Annotated in this window: 15 protein-coding genes; all 15 read right to left on the bottom strand. The window is 34.3% G+C overall.

The window, feature by feature from the left end; genetic code table 11:
* Position 1: 1 nt before the first annotated feature.
* Entirely contained in the window at positions 2–721 is a 720-nt protein-coding gene (pyrH, locus tag SPD45_RS00930) for a UMP kinase (protein WP_336265701.1), read from the bottom strand.
* A gap of 159 nt (positions 722–880) precedes the next feature.
* Positions 881–1,765: a translation elongation factor Ts gene (gene tsf, locus SPD45_RS00935; protein ID WP_336265702.1), complete on the bottom strand. Its 885-nt coding sequence runs from the start codon at positions 1,763–1,765 to the stop codon at positions 881–883.
* A gap of 106 nt (positions 1,766–1,871) precedes the next feature.
* Positions 1,872–2,618 carry a 30S ribosomal protein S2 gene (gene rpsB, locus SPD45_RS00940; RefSeq protein ID WP_336265703.1) on the bottom strand — a complete coding sequence of 249 codons (747 nt, stop codon included), beginning with the start codon at positions 2,616–2,618 and terminating at the stop codon, positions 1,872–1,874.
* Between the two features lie 156 nt (positions 2,619–2,774).
* A complete protein-coding gene (locus SPD45_RS00945) occupies positions 2,775–3,248 on the bottom strand; it encodes a DUF6115 domain-containing protein (protein ID WP_336265704.1) in 474 nt (157 codons plus the stop codon).
* Positions 3,249–3,289: 41 nt separating this feature from the next.
* On the bottom strand, positions 3,290–3,598 hold the full coding sequence (locus tag SPD45_RS00950; RefSeq protein ID WP_336265705.1) for a hypothetical protein: 309 nt from the start codon (positions 3,596–3,598) through the stop codon (positions 3,290–3,292).
* A 99-nt stretch (positions 3,599–3,697) separates the two neighbouring features.
* On the bottom strand, positions 3,698–5,035 hold the full coding sequence (locus tag SPD45_RS00955) for a DUF342 domain-containing protein (RefSeq protein WP_336265706.1): 1,338 nt from the start codon (positions 5,033–5,035) through the stop codon (positions 3,698–3,700).
* A gap of 30 nt (positions 5,036–5,065) precedes the next feature.
* The gene (locus tag SPD45_RS00960; protein WP_336265707.1) at positions 5,066–5,836 is read right to left on the bottom strand and encodes a FliA/WhiG family RNA polymerase sigma factor; all 771 of its coding nucleotides are present in this window, start codon (positions 5,834–5,836) and stop codon (positions 5,066–5,068) included.
* A gap of 19 nt (positions 5,837–5,855) precedes the next feature.
* Entirely contained in the window at positions 5,856–6,353 is a 498-nt protein-coding gene (locus tag SPD45_RS00965) for a chemotaxis protein CheD (RefSeq protein ID WP_336265708.1), read from the bottom strand.
* Positions 6,340–6,981 (bottom strand): chemotaxis protein CheC, encoded by a 642-nt coding sequence (locus SPD45_RS00970; RefSeq protein ID WP_336265709.1) that lies wholly within the window; start codon positions 6,979–6,981, stop codon positions 6,340–6,342. Before SPD45_RS00970 ends, SPD45_RS00965 begins: the two co-directional genes overlap by 14 nt.
* A 5-nt stretch (positions 6,982–6,986) precedes the next feature.
* On the bottom strand, positions 6,987–7,460 hold the full coding sequence (locus SPD45_RS00975; RefSeq protein ID WP_336265710.1) for a chemotaxis protein CheW: 474 nt from the start codon (positions 7,458–7,460) through the stop codon (positions 6,987–6,989).
* Positions 7,461–7,471: 11 nt separating this feature from the next.
* On the bottom strand, positions 7,472–9,490 hold the full coding sequence (locus SPD45_RS00980; RefSeq protein ID WP_336265711.1) for a chemotaxis protein CheA: 2,019 nt from the start codon (positions 9,488–9,490) through the stop codon (positions 7,472–7,474).
* Between the two features lie 128 nt (positions 9,491–9,618).
* A complete protein-coding gene (locus SPD45_RS00985) occupies positions 9,619–10,677 on the bottom strand; it encodes a CheB methylesterase domain-containing protein (protein ID WP_336265712.1) in 1,059 nt (352 codons plus the stop codon).
* A 6-nt stretch (positions 10,678–10,683) separates the two neighbouring features.
* On the bottom strand, positions 10,684–11,544 hold the full coding sequence (locus SPD45_RS00990; RefSeq protein WP_336265713.1) for a MinD/ParA family protein: 861 nt from the start codon (positions 11,542–11,544) through the stop codon (positions 10,684–10,686).
* Entirely contained in the window at positions 11,537–12,652 is a 1,116-nt protein-coding gene (gene flhF, locus SPD45_RS00995; RefSeq protein ID WP_336265714.1) for a flagellar biosynthesis protein FlhF, read from the bottom strand. The genes SPD45_RS00990 and flhF overlap by 8 nt, the downstream gene beginning before the upstream one ends.
* Complete coding sequence (gene flhA / locus SPD45_RS01000; protein WP_336265715.1) at positions 12,649–14,679, bottom strand: flagellar biosynthesis protein FlhA; 2,031 nt, start codon at positions 14,677–14,679, stop codon at positions 12,649–12,651. Before flhA ends, flhF begins: the two co-directional genes overlap by 4 nt.
* Between the last annotated feature and the right edge of the window lie 7 nt (positions 14,680–14,686).

Genomic DNA, 14,686 nt, shown 5'->3' on the forward strand with positions numbered 1-14,686 from the left:
ATTATTTCCCCCTAATTGTTGTTCCAAGTACTTCGCCTTGTACAACTCGTTTAATATTTCCTTCTTCTGTAATAGAAAATACGATTAATGGAATATCGTTGTCCATACATAGTGAAGATGCAGTTGAGTCCATTACCTCTAAACCTTCGTTTAACATATCTAAATATGTTAATTCTTCATATTTCACAGCATCTTTATTTACCTTTGGATCTGCACTATACACTCCATCAACATTATTTTTAGCCATTAAAATAACGTCAGCTTCAATTTCTGCTGCACGTAAAGCTGCTGTTGTGTCTGTAGAGAAGTATGGATTTCCTGTACCAGCTGCAAAAATGACGACACGTTTCTTTTCTAAATGACGTACAGCTTTTCTTCTAATATAAGGTTCTGCTACTTGTCTCATTTCGATAGAAGTTTGAACGCGAGTTGGAATTCCAATTTGTTCTAAACTATCTTGTAACGCTAATGAGTTCATCACAGTTGCTAACATTCCCATATAATCGGCATTGGCACGTTCCATACCCATTTCACTACCGATTTTACCTCGCCAAATGTTTCCGCCACCTACTACTACTGCAACTTCTACACCTAATTGTGCTACTTCCTTTACCTGTTCTGCAATCGAACGAATAATTTTCGGTTCAATACCAAAACCTTGATCACCACTTAAAGCCTCGCCACTTAATTTAAGTACGATTCTACGATATCGTGTTGTCATTTTATACCTCCAAAAACAGTTAAATATTTAATCTAATTAGTTTATAGTCATTATTTTATACAACAAAACACGAACAATCTGACAAATAGTGAAATAAACTCCCATTATTTCTGTGAAATTGTTCGTGTTTTACGATGAATTCCTTATTCGTTCATCAAATTACTTTTTAATTTGACTCATTACTTCCTCAGCGAAATCTTCTTCTTTTTTCTCGATTCCTTCGCCCACTTCATAACGAATAAACCCTTTAACTGCAGCACCTTTATCAGCAACAAACTTTTTCACTTTCATATCTGAATCTTTAACGAAAGCTTGGTCTAATAAACAAATCTCTTCGAAGAATTTTCCTAAACGACCTTCTACCATTTTCTCAACGATGTTTTCAGGTTTTCCTTCGTTTAATGCTTGCTCTTTTAATACTGCTCTTTCACGGTTTACTTCGTCTACAGGTACTTCATCACGTGAAACATATTTCGGATTTACAGCCGCAACATGCATTGCGATATCTTTCGCTGCTGCTTCATCTGTTGTACCTTCTAACAATACTAACGCACCGATACGTCCGCCCATGTGTAAATATTCACCAAACACATCTGCATCTGTTTTCGATAATACTTCAAAACGACGTAATGTAATTTTTTCACCAATTGTCGCAATTGCTGAGTCAACATACTCTTGAACTGTTTTCCCTTCAGATTCAACTGTTTGTCCTAAAGCTTCCTCTAAGTTAGCTGGTTTATTTACAACTAGGTGATCCCCTAAGTCAGCAACTAATTTTTGGAAAGTTTCGTTTTTCATAACGAAGTCTGTTTCACAGTTTACTTCTAATAAAACTGCGTCATTTCCTTTAACAACAATTGATGTAGTACCTTCTGCAGCGATACGTCCTGCTTTTTTCGCTGCTTTTGCAGCACCGCTTTTACGTAAGAAATCAATAGCCTCTTCCATATTTCCGTTCGTTTCTTGTAATGCTTTCTTACAATCCATCATTCCAGCACCAGTTTGTTCACGTAACTCTTTTACCATTTTAGCAGTAATTGCCATTGTACAGTCCTCCTAAAAAATTTTTATGTTTTAATATACATGTATAAAGTTCTCTGTAAAAAAGGTGATAAAAGGTTGTCCCCTTATCACCTCTTACTGTTTACAATTATTCTTCTGTAGTTACTTCTTCTGTTTCTACTACCTCTTCTGTAGCAGCTTCATCCATTTCTGTACCTTGTCTTCCTTCGATGATTGCATCAGCGATTTTACCCGAAAGTAGTTTCACCGCACGAATCGCATCATCGTTTGCAGGAATAACATAGTCAATTTCGTCCGGATCACAGTTTGTATCAACGATTCCGATAATAGGAATACCTAATTTACGAGCTTCTGCAATTGCAATCGCTTCTTTACGAGGGTCGATTACGAATAATGCATCCGGAAGCTTCTTCATATCTTTAATTCCGCCTAAGAATTTAATTAGACGTTCTTTTTCTTTTAATAAATTTACTGTTTCTTTTTTCGGTAATACGTCAAACGTACCATCTTCTTCCATTGTTTCAATTTGCTTTAAACGGTTAATACGTTTACGAATTGTTTGGAAGTTTGTTAATGTACCACCTAACCAACGTTGGTTAACGAAGTACATACCTGAACGGTTTGCTTCTTCTTTTACTGATTCTTGTGCTTGTTTTTTCGTACCTACGAAAAGAACTGTTCCACCGTCTTCAGATAATTGTCTTACAAAATTGTATGCTTCTTCAATTTTCTTCACTGTTTTTTGTAAGTCGATAATATAGATTCCGTTTCTTTCTGTAAAAATATACTTTTTCATTTTCGGGTTCCAACGACGTGTTTGGTGTCCGAAATGAACTCCAGCTTCTAAAAGCTGTTTCATTGAAATAACTGACATGGTAATTTCCTCCTTTGGTTTTTCCTCCGCCTAAATCATTTTCATATATGACCTTTGTAAGGCACCTATATATAAATCAATAGACGTGTGTAATTGTTTATTTTATTACCATAGATTAAATTATCATATATACACAAATTAAGCAAGTGATTTACGTTAATTCTTTTGTAATTTCACAATTAATTCTACCTCTGTTTTCCCACGATCAAACGTTCGAGCAATTTCCTCAATTGATTTTCCAGCTTGATACATTTGGATCATACGAACTTCTGGAGAGGTTTCAACTTTATCATGTTCTTTTTCTATCATCCTTTGTAATATGGGCCCAAAATGAGCACCCTCTTGCAGCTCTTCTCCCTTTTTTTGATCAGATAATAGATGGTTCTCCTGTGCTGTGTCTGTTTTATTAGTTGGTTTCTCTCTTGCTTCTTTCATCACATCTTCTTGTTTGAATAATTGAATAAGATGATTGTTTTCTTCATGGAGTACATCCATAAATTCTGCTAATAAAGACTCGATTTCTGCTTTTCTAGCGTTCCTTTCCGCTTGTACTTGTTTAAACAAACTATAAACTGCATATATTAATATAATGTGCAACAAAAAACTTATCATCCATAAAAATGATGTCATTCTTTCACCTCAAAATATATAACTAGCTAAACGTCCGATACTTACCGTGAAAAATCAATGTGATTTCCTAAATATGGATGTGACAATTCAGTAAATTTTTTCTCTCGTTCGCTTTCTAGTGTTTTTTTCTCCCTTTGCCTTTTTCCTTGTTGTTCGTTCTCGCCTGTATCGTTCCATTGAACTTCCTCATACTCATTTACTTTCGCTTGATTTAATTTAGCCTGTTTTATTTCCTTTTCTGTCAACGTTTCTTGGAACTGTTGTCCTTGCCTCATTAATTGATTTTGAATACGACTTGCATCTTGTGATCTTGGGATTGCAATTTGCATATCGATTGATTTATAACCCATATATATCCCTCTTTTCAACATGAGTTTCTTAAACAGTTTGACTAAAAAAGATAAATTTATGATTGTGAACCGATTTTTACTCGCTCATTCATATTGGTATTACATATTTAGTTCATATTTTATTTCATTCTTTTCATTTCTTAATATAACATGACGAATTTCTTTTCGCATTGTTTTTTTATATTTTCCAAAAACGAGCATTACATTTGGATAAATGGTTCCTTTCACCACGACATTACCTCTATTTGTATTTGTCAGTCGTTTGCGTTGTTGTATGAAATTAATTTTTTCTTCTGTTAGTTGTATCGAACGTTTCAATCGAAGTAACAAGACACGATCTTCAGAAGATTTCTGTTTCTTTTGCTCCATATTATGAATTAAAATATGTAATTTTCTTTTGGTTGCAAGTAATTCATCTTTCTTATCCTCTTTTTGGATAGGACCGTTTCTTTCTCCTAATATTCCGACAATTGTTTCTGTATGCATACGATTACCTATATCGTAAGCCATTATTTTTCGGCGAGCAAACACTTCACCACCAATAATATGTCCATGTTCACATATAATATTTCTCTCCGCTTTACATATCGTATGTAGAATTGACTGTTGTACAATGATGTCTTTACCAGCACTAACATTTGCCTGATTCATATATTTCGTATAAATATTTTCAACCGCTTCTATTTTTCCTTGCCGTAAACTAACTAACCCATCATAAACATAGACAGATCTTTCTGCTTTTAATACCGCACCTTCTACAATACCATGGACAATGATATCCCCTTTAGCTTTTATTGTATAACCTGTTGGAACATCCCCGTGAATAACGATTGTGCCATCGTAATGGATATCTTTTTTAACTTTTAGGTACGAGAAGTCTAATTCATACTGTTTTAAGACTGATACAATATTATCTAATACAGAAATACGCCCTTCCTTTAAGGCGACATACGTCTGATTCGTTTCATCGAATACAACATTTTCCCCTGTTCTTACAAGAAGTGGCGTACCATGAGAAGCTTGGATTTGTTGACCAAAAACATCTGTCCCATCTATTCCAGTTGTTTCCTTCACTAATTTCGCAAACGGTTTATCTTCTTTTACAGTCGGAACATGGAGGATTTGTGCAAGGTTTAATGCATCCATTGGTACAATATGTTCCGAATCTGTATGAAGGAATTGTAGAGAGGCATTTTTTCCATTTTCCGGATGTTTCCCCTCTGCGATAACAACTGGAAATATTGATTCATCTTTCTTTTGCTCAATTGCTATTAATACATTTTCGCATATACCATATGTAATACGATACTTATGCAATAATTGTAGGATGGATTTTTTTGTCCACTTTTCTTTTGAAACCTTTTGTTCCGGCAATGACAAAATGGCTTGTAGCTTATTTTCTGAAATGTGAATCTTAAAGTCATTATTTACTTTCATATACATACCTCCATATGGTTAGGAGTGGTATTATGCGATTTTTTGTATAATATTTCTTAATTTTAAAATCGCTCGCTTATGAATCTGACTAATTCTTGAGGTAGTTAATTGTAATACTTCTCCTATTTCCGTTAATGTCAATTCTTCTTCATAAAATAAACTGATGACAAGCTGTTCATTTTCATTAAGTTGTTGAACACTCTCCATCAATTGTGCTTTCAACTCTTCTTTTAAAAGCTCTTCATCAGGAGAGTGAAGTGTTTCATCTTCGATCATCGCACCGAGTGATACCTTTTCTTCTTGATTATTCGACACTACGGTTTGATCCATCGAAATAACATTCGAAAGTAGTGCATGTTGGAGTATATCTTCTACTTCCTCCACAGGCATTTGTAATTCTGCAGAAATTTCACTTGGTGTCGGTGTGTGATGTAATTGTTGTTCTAATATTTCAGCAACTTTTTCTACACGTTTTGTCTGCTCCCGTAGGCCTCGTGGCAACCAATCTTCTTTTCGTAGCCCATCCATAATCGCACCTCGAATACGAATTGTTGCATACGTATCGAATTTTAATTGTCTAGATATATCAAATTTATGAAGTGCGTCATACAAACCGATTAACCCTAAACTTTTTATTTCATTTTTTTCAAAATTATCAGGTAATGTACTGCTAATTCTATCGACATGATATTGCACTAAGTACATATAATGAGTAATTAACGCATCTGCTACATCATTTTCTTTATTTGCAGTCCATCTCTGCCATAAATCATGTATATATTGGGAGTTTTTCACTTCCACGTCAACTCCTCCCTACTACTTAAATAATTTTCTCGTCCTTACTTACAGTACGAATATGTAATTCTCCTGTAGACGGATCAAATTCAATTGTTCGTCCATTACTTCCACCTACATCTGAAGCAATAATTGGTATTTGATGTTGCTTTAAACGATCAATTACAGCATCAACATTCCGTGGCCCGATACGCATGACATCAGAGGAGCTATTCATTTGAAACATTTGTGCTCCACCAGCTATTTTAGCCTTTAATAATAATTTTCTCGCATGTTGTGCTAATAACTTTTCAATTAAGATATCAATTGCTGTATCTGCATACTTATATTCATTCATAACCGTCTGTTTCGTTACCTGTGAATCCGGCAACATAATATGTGACATACCTGCAATTTGTTCGTTTAAATCATACACAACCACCCCGACACAAGAACCTAATCCCGAAGTCCTTATAACATCTGGTGACTTTGCAATATTTAAATCTGCAATTCCAACCTTTATGACCTTTTTAGTTTGTGTCATCATATTCAATTCCTAAAGCATGGAAGAATTTTTGGATCGAATCTGGGTCAGGGACTAATAAGAAATGACCTTTAATACTATCTTCCGTTGTCATGCTCTGTATTTTAGTATTAATAATAATTGCATGGTCTGTTACAGATTGAAGTTCCAGTAAACCAGTTACTAATGTCGCAGCAGCCATATCAACACTTATATATGGTACACTTGGTAGCATTCGCAAATTTGTAAAATCTGCTAAGGCTGTTAAGTAAGATCCAGTTAAAATGTTCGCGATTTCTTGTAAAACTGATATGGCCATTTCATTCAATTGATTGTTAGCATCCATTAGTTTAAGCTGATTCATTTGTGTCATTTGATCAATAAAAAACTGTGCTTCTTCTAACGTTAATATGAAATAAACCGTTCCTGTAATTTCACCTTGAATACGGAAAAAGATTGCGACGATTAATTTTTCCGGTCCCCCTATAAACTCCATCATTTCATTAATCGTAACAATATTTACCGAAGGAACTTCCATCGTTATTTCTTTTTGAATCATTTGCGACATGGAAGTCGTTGCATTACCTGCCCCGATGTTCCCGATCTCACGCAACACATCTTTTTGTATCGTCGTTAATTTCTTAGTCATCAGTATCAACCATTTTTACGTTCACCCGCTTTAAGGGCATCCATTTCCAAAGCATTTTCTAAATCAACTAAAATGAGTAAACGATCTTCATGTCGAACCACTCCATCAATAAATGGTGCATCGACTGTCGAATCAATCGTTTCAGGAGGTTGCTCAATGAATGTCGGATCAATATCTACTACATCATTTGCTTCGTCTACGATGACACCGATCGTTAGCTCTTCCATATGCACGACTAAAATTCTTGTATCATTTGTAAAAATGGTTTCCTTCCCATAAAATCGTTGTTTCAAATCCACAACAGGTGTTACTACTCCTCTTAAATTTATAACACCTATAATAAAATCAACTGTAGATGGAACTCTCGTAATAGGTAATAGTTTCTCTATAGATCCAACCATTTGAACGGAAATCGCATATTCACGCTGTTCAATTTGAAAAACAATTAATTTATTTTCTAATAAAGCTTGCTCTGTCATGATTGCCCCTCCTATTTCACAAGTGCATTACTATCTATAATTAACGCTACTTCACCGTTCCCTAAAATAGTTGCACCTGAAATCGCATATACACTCGTTAAATAATCACCTAAAGATTTTAAAACTACTTCTTGCTGTCCGATAAATGTATCTACGACAAGTCCAGTTAATTTATTTCCTTTTCGAATAATTACAATAGATACATAATCACTTTCCTCTTGTTCTTCATTCGGAACTTGGAAAACATTCTCTAAAAAGGTTAATGGTATAACATTTCCACGAAAATCAATCACTTTATTATGGTGTGCATCATAAATATCAGACTTCTTCAAAATAGCCGTTTCAATAATAGATGATAATGGAATAGCATATTTTTCTTTTCCAACTTCTACGAGGAGAACGGAAATAATGGATAAAGTTAGTGGTAATTGAATAGTAAAAACAGAACCGATACTTTCTTCAGCATCGATGGATATAGCACCACCAAGCGATTCTATGGTTGTTTTAACAACGTCTAAACCAACACCGCGACCAGACACGTCTGAAATTTCTTCATTCGTAGAAAATCCACTAGCTAAAATAAGTTCATATATTTGTTGATCTGTTAATGATTCGGCTTCTTGTGGTGACACAACTCCTTTTTCTAATGCCTTTTGCAGTACTTTCTGTTTATTTATCCCTGCACCATTATCGACGATTTCTACGAATACATGGTTTCCACTATGATAAGCTTTAAGTGTAATCTTTCCTTCACGATCTTTTCCTTTTCTTTCTCTTTCCTCCGGCATTTCAATGCCATGATCTATCGCATTACGAATTAAATGTACTAATGGATCCCCAATTTCATCAATAACAGTACGATCTAATTCAGTTTCCGCACCGATAATTTCTATCGAGACTTCTTTATTTAAATCACGAGCTAATTGTCGTATCATTCGTGGGAATCGATTAAATACCGTATCAATTGGGACCATTCGCATCGTTAAAATAATATTTTGTAAATCACTTGAAACACGAGACATCCTTTCGACCGTTTCTTGTAATTCATTATTTTTTAAATCTAAAGAAATTTGTTCTAAACGACCGCGATCAATTACTAATTCTTCAAATAAATTCATTAGTACGTCTAAACGATCAATATTGACACGAATGGTTTTTGCTGGTGCTTGTTTGTTTTGTTGTTTCGGTTTTCCAGATTGTTTTTCTGCCTTCGGTTGTTCTTCCTTTTCCACGGAAATTTGTTTTTCTTTTGCTCCCGCTTCTAATTGTTCGATTGTAAAATTAGTAATCATAATTTCATCTACTTCAGACACTTTTTTCAATTTATCTTCTAATTCAGTAGCTACTTCCTTCGATACGAAAATAACTCGAAACTCTAAATCAAAATTTTCCTCTTCTAATTCATTTGCAGGAGGATTAGAATAAATGATTTCCCCACTCTTTTCGAGAATTTCAAAAATCATAAAGACACGAGCACCTTTTAATAAACAATCTTCTCGTAATCGTACGTACAATTCATAGTTATGAAATCCTTTATCTTTTGACTCTTGTAAAATAGTTAATTGGAATTCATCTAACTGGATATTGGTATCTTCAACTACTTCGGCATTTACTACATTAGTTGTTCCAGATGATTCATCGGAGAGCCTTTCTCCTTTTTCTAATTTATCTAATTGTGCCATCATTTCGGTTACATCTTTTGTTCCATCACCACCATTAGAAACATCTTCAACCATTTCATTTAAGGCATCAACTGTCGTAAATAAAAAGTCCATCATTTCAGTGTACACAGTTAAACGGTCATAACGAATACCATCAAAAATATTTTCTAGTTTATGTGTTAATTTTGCTAAGTCTTCAAAACCCATCGTTGCTGACATACCTTTTAATGTATGTGCAGCTCGAAATATTTCTTCAATATATTGTTTTTCGGTTGGATTCTTTTCTAATTCAAGCAATTGCTCGTACAGTGTATCTAAATGTTCTGTACTTTCATCAATAAAAATTCCTATGTATTGCGATGTATCCATTTATGTTCCCCCTTTTTGTCAAACGTCTCCATTCCATTATAAATATACAAGTTAATATTTCTTCTACGTGACAAATCATCTATTAATCTTTAGACAAAAATGCTATTTTTATAGAAAAATTTGCTCATTTATACAATATATTTCAAAATCGTTTGACTAACTAGTTCAATTGGCACAACTTCTGTAGCAAAATTCGTTGCAATTGCTGCACTAGGCATTCCATTTACAACAACCGTATCTTTCGCTTCCACAATAACAGTAGTGTGTACGTCATATTGTTTCATTCGTTTAATACCTGCTGCACCATCTTTTCCCATTCCTGTTAAAATAACAGCTACTTTATTCACACTCGTCAACAATGCGAGCGATTGAAATAAAACATCTACAGACGGGCGATGTGGGCTATCATGATGTTCTTGATGAATATGAAAACAAAATGTTCGTTGTTTTTTTCGTACTTCCATATGATAGTTACCCGGAGCAATATAGACGATTCCTTTTTCTAACGTCTCTAAATGTTCAGCTTCTTTTACATGAATTTCATTATGAATTCGATTTAATCGATCAGCTAACGATTTTGTAAATTTTTCTGGCATATGTTGCACAATTAAAATTGGTACATTCAATTTTGGGGGCAGATTACGTATGACAACTTCTAACGCACGTGGACCACCTGTCGATGTACCGATTGCAATGAGTGTTTGAATATTTGTCTTATCCATCGTTGTATGCACATTTTCAATCATAGGCTGTACAATCTGTTTTTCTTGTTTGAACGGCTCTTTTTCCCGACTCACTTTTCTTCTTCTTAATTTCTCATATCTGTATACTCGTTTCATCTTCGTTTGCAATAGAGTGCTATCTACTTCTTCAAATGGATGGATATTGACATATTGAGCAATACCTAATTGAATAGCATAAACGATTCTTTTCGTTTCATATATATCATCATTTGCTATTAATATGGTTCTCGTCCCATGTTGTTCAATAACCTTTTGCAATAATTCGTCTTTTACATCAATAGAAAGTAAAATTATATCTGGCGTGTTTGAAGTTAATGCTTCTAATACAGACGTTTCATTCATGTTCATAAATGAATGAATATTTGCCCACGTCTCTACCGCTTGTTTTACATTCATATCTTTTTTGTCATTCGTACCTATGAGACTAACGGTAAGTTTATCCATCTTTTCTTATCCTTTACCAAACATTTTTTTCAATCTTAATATAAAGGAACCTCGTTCTTCCAAAAGGGAATCTACTTTATCTCCAGTAACATACGATTCGACAATTGTTTTCATCGCTTTTGATATGGAGGCATGTTGATTCAAAATCGTATACGGTACTTGTTTAATTACTGCAGTTGTCACAATAGAGTCTTCTGGTAATATACCGATTGGTTTTACCTCTTTTTGCAAAAAATGTTTGATTACTTTTGTAAATTTCATCATCGTTTGCTTACCTTCACGTTCATTTTTACAACGATTAATGAGAACATTCATAGGTAAAGCATTGTTTCGCTGTATAATATGCTTCATCATACTATACGCATCTGTAATGGCTGTTGGCTCTGGAGTTGTCAGTACAATACATTCATCGGAAGCTAAAATAAAAGAGAGTGCCGCTTCAGATACCCCTGCACCAAGATCAAATAGAATATAATCATATAATTGGACCGCTTTTTCCATTTCGTCGAAGAAAAATTGCAACTGTTCGTTACGCAAATGTACAATTTCTTCTAAACTCGTCCCACCAGCTATATAATTCAGGTTATTTGGACCTAGTTCTATTATATCATTAATTGGTGAATAATCGTTAAATAAATTAGCAATTGAATAATTAGCATCATTTCCAACTAAAATATCGATATTTCCCATACCGATATCCAAATCAATTAATAGTACTTTAAAATCTAGTTGTAATAGTTGTAAAGCGAAATTCAATGACGTATTGGACTTTCCTACGCCCCCTTTTCCACTCACCACACTAATTGTCTTTGCTTTTTTATCATGATGATGCAACATTTGTCGTAATTTCTTTGCTTGATCACTCATATTTATCCCTACTTACGATCAATTCACTTATTTGTTCTACGGATGGAATGATGACATCTTCAGGAACATCTTGTCCATCTGTCATATACGCAAGCCTTACATTTTCCGTCCACAATAAATTAATAATTGGACCGTAAGTGGATGTCTCATCCATTTTCGTGAAAATAATATCTTTCACATTGAACAATTGAAACTGTTTAAATATATCCATCACATCTTCATTTTTCGCTGTTAAAGATAATACTAAATAAGAAATGACACGCTCGTTATGATCTGAAAGCATCGTTTTTAATTGTTGTACATATTTCTCGTCACGGAAGTTTCTTCCTGCCGTATCAACAAAAATCGCATCGTATGAGGCAAACTTTTGTAATGCACGTTGATAATCTTCCATCGAATACGCAACTTCAATAGGTACATTTAAAATTCTTGCATATGTTTTTAACTGTTCAATTGCGGCAATTCGATACGTATCTGTCGTAATAAAAGCAATTTTTTTCTGATGTTCCATCATGAACATCGCAGCGATTTTTGCTAATGTTGTCGTTTTTCCAACTCCTGTCGGTCCAACAAATTGAATTATTTTCTTGTCTGTAGCTATAGAAGATGGTATTTTCGTTTGAATCGTGTCCGCAATATATAATTGTAATTCTTTGTGCAATATACCTTTATGTAAGTCAGGTATATTTTTCGTTTGTTCCAAAACATGTGCCACTAATTCCTCGCAAATTGAGCGTTCAATATATTGTTTCTCTAAATATGCAAACAAAGATTGATATAATGGTGGATATGTTTTTGATTCAAATGTTTGAGATGATAACAATTTTTTCATTTCTTTTAGTTCAGATAAAATATGTGCTTGTTCCATCGTTTGCTTAGAATCAGCAGTCACCTTGGGTACTTCTCTTCGTTGTTCTTTACGTATACGTTGTATCGGTTGTTTTTCAACTGCGGCAATTACTTCATATTGCTTTTTTTCAAAAAAACCTAAAAACCCACCTTTTTTTACTTCTTTACTACTTAAAATTACTGCATCTGTGCCTAATTCTTCTCGTATTTTTTGCATTGCATCTTTCAACGTATGAGCAACGTATTTTTTTATTTTCATGATACATTCACTACTCCTACACTTTGAATTTGGATGTTCGATTCTAATTCATTATAGGAAAGAACAGCAACATGGGGTAAAGAACGTTCGATTAACTGTTTCACATACATCCGAATGGTAGGCGAACATAAAATGACAATTTGATCCATTTGATGTGCGATACGTTCATATTCAGAAACGACATTTCGTATAATTGATTCCTGCATATTAGGTTCGAGCGCTAAGTATGAGCCATGTTCTGTCTGTTGAATATTAGTACTAATTAATTGTTCTACATCAGGGGCTATCGTCATCACACTTAATGTGTTCCCATCTCCGACATATTGTTTCGTTATTTGCACTGCTAATGATTGGCGAACATATTCAGCTAACAATTCCGTATCATTTGTCATCGGTGCAAAATCTGCCAAAGTTTCAAAAATGACCGGCAAATTTCGAATCGATACATTTTCACGTAATAATTTGGATAATACTTTTTGAATTTCGCCAACAGATAAAGGATCTGGCGTCACTTCTTCCACTAAAATTTCGTACTCTTCTTTTAAATGATCGATTAATTCCTTCGTTTCTTGTCGACCTAATAACTGATATGCGTTTTTCTTTAACACTTCTGTTAAATGAGTGGAAACGACAGATGGTGGATCTACCACTGTATACCCAAACATTTCTGCTTCATCCTTCTTCTCTTCACTTATCCATTTTGCTGGTAAACCAAATGCCGGTTCCTTCGTTTCTATCCCTTCTACCATATCGTCATCAATTCCAGGTGTCATTGCTAAATAATGATCCAGTAATAGTTCTCCTTCTGCGACAATATTCCCTTTTACTTTTAATCGATATTCATTCGGTGCTAATTGAATATTATCCCTTATGCGTACTACCGGAATAACGACGCCTAAATCAATTGCTAACTGACGACGTATCATTACAATTCTATCTAATAAATCGCCACCTTGACCTGCATCTACGAGTGGAATAAGGGAATAACCAAATTCAAATTCAATTGGATCCATACTTAATAAACTTACGACATTTTCTTGTGCTTTCATATTTTCACTATCTTCTTCATCTAATTGCTCTTCTAACACTTCATCTTCTTTCGTATTCCGTAACATCATATAGGCACTTATTGCAAGTGCAGCAGCAATCGTTGTCGTTAACATAAAGTTAATAGGGGTTAAACCTAATAGAAAAATAGTTCCTGCCGCAATAAATAATAATTTTGGGTAACGTAATAATTGTTCTGTTACGTCTGAGCCTAAATTCCCGTCGGTCGATACACGAGTAACGACAATCCCTGTTGCTGTTGCAATCAATAACGCTGGGATTTGACTTACTAAACCATCTCCAACCGTTAAACGCATAAATGTATTAATTGCTTCATTAAATGTCATATCCATTTGAACCATACCGATAATAAGCCCGAATATGATATTAATTAACACAATAATAATTCCTGCAATCGCATCTCCTTTTACGAACTTAGATGCTCCATCCATCGATCCATGGAAATCAGCTTCGTTTTCTACTTTTTCACGACGTTCTTTCGCTTCATGTTCTGATATTAATCCAGCATTCAAATCCGCATCGATACTCATTTGTTTTCCCGGCATCGCATCCAATGTAAAACGTGCCGATACTTCTGCAACCCTTTCGGCACCTTTTGTAATAACGATAAATTGAATAATGACTAATATAATGAATACTACAAATCCTACGAGGGGGTTGTTTCCAATAACAAAAGATCCAAAAGTATCAACGACTCCACCTGCATCGGCAGTTGCCAAGATGGATCTTGTCGTCGATACGTTCAAACCGAGGCGAAATAATGTTAGTAATAATAATAAAGATGGAAAAATGGAGAACTGTAATGGTTCTTGTATATTCATTGATACTAATATGACAATTAATGCTAAGGAAATATTACATAAAATAAGCACACTTAATAGCCATCCTGGTAATGGAATGACCAACATTATAATAATTAAAATAACTCCTAATAAGACAGATAAATCTCGTAATTTCATGTAATAT

The organism is Pseudogracilibacillus sp. SO10305, assembly GCF_037072005.1.
In the GTDB taxonomy this organism is placed as follows: domain Bacteria; phylum Bacillota; class Bacilli; order Bacillales; family Amphibacillaceae; genus Pseudogracilibacillus; species Pseudogracilibacillus intestinigallinarum.

Excerpts from the sequence above, each read along its gene's own strand:
- flhF (WP_336265714.1), bottom strand. The coding sequence starts at position 12,652 with ATGAAAATAAAAAAATACGTTGCTCATACGTTGAAAGATGCAATGCAA.
- SPD45_RS00975 (WP_336265710.1), bottom strand. The coding sequence starts at position 7,460 with ATGACAGAGCAAGCTTTATTAGAAAATAAATTAATTGTTTTTCAAATT.
- SPD45_RS00980 (WP_336265711.1), bottom strand. The coding sequence starts at position 9,490 with ATGGATACATCGCAATACATAGGAATTTTTATTGATGAAAGTACAGAA.
- SPD45_RS00970 (WP_336265709.1), bottom strand. The coding sequence starts at position 6,981 with ATGACTAAGAAATTAACGACGATACAAAAAGATGTGTTGCGTGAGATC.
- pyrH (WP_336265701.1), bottom strand. The coding sequence starts at position 721 with ATGACAACACGATATCGTAGAATCGTACTTAAATTAAGTGGCGAGGCT.
- flhA (WP_336265715.1), bottom strand. The coding sequence starts at position 14,679 with ATGAAATTACGAGATTTATCTGTCTTATTAGGAGTTATTTTAATTATT.
- tsf (WP_336265702.1), bottom strand. The coding sequence starts at position 1,765 with ATGGCAATTACTGCTAAAATGGTAAAAGAGTTACGTGAACAAACTGGT.
- SPD45_RS00955 (WP_336265706.1), bottom strand. The coding sequence starts at position 5,035 with ATGAAAGTAAATAATGACTTTAAGATTCACATTTCAGAAAATAAGCTA.
- SPD45_RS00990 (WP_336265713.1), bottom strand. The coding sequence starts at position 11,544 with ATGAGTGATCAAGCAAAGAAATTACGACAAATGTTGCATCATCATGAT.
- SPD45_RS00945 (WP_336265704.1), bottom strand. The coding sequence starts at position 3,248 with ATGACATCATTTTTATGGATGATAAGTTTTTTGTTGCACATTATATTA.
- SPD45_RS00950 (WP_336265705.1), bottom strand. The coding sequence starts at position 3,598 with ATGGGTTATAAATCAATCGATATGCAAATTGCAATCCCAAGATCACAA.
- rpsB (WP_336265703.1), bottom strand. The coding sequence starts at position 2,618 with ATGTCAGTTATTTCAATGAAACAGCTTTTAGAAGCTGGAGTTCATTTC.
- SPD45_RS00985 (WP_336265712.1), bottom strand. The coding sequence starts at position 10,677 with ATGGATAAACTTACCGTTAGTCTCATAGGTACGAATGACAAAAAAGAT.
- SPD45_RS00965 (WP_336265708.1), bottom strand. The coding sequence starts at position 6,353 with ATGACACAAACTAAAAAGGTCATAAAGGTTGGAATTGCAGATTTAAAT.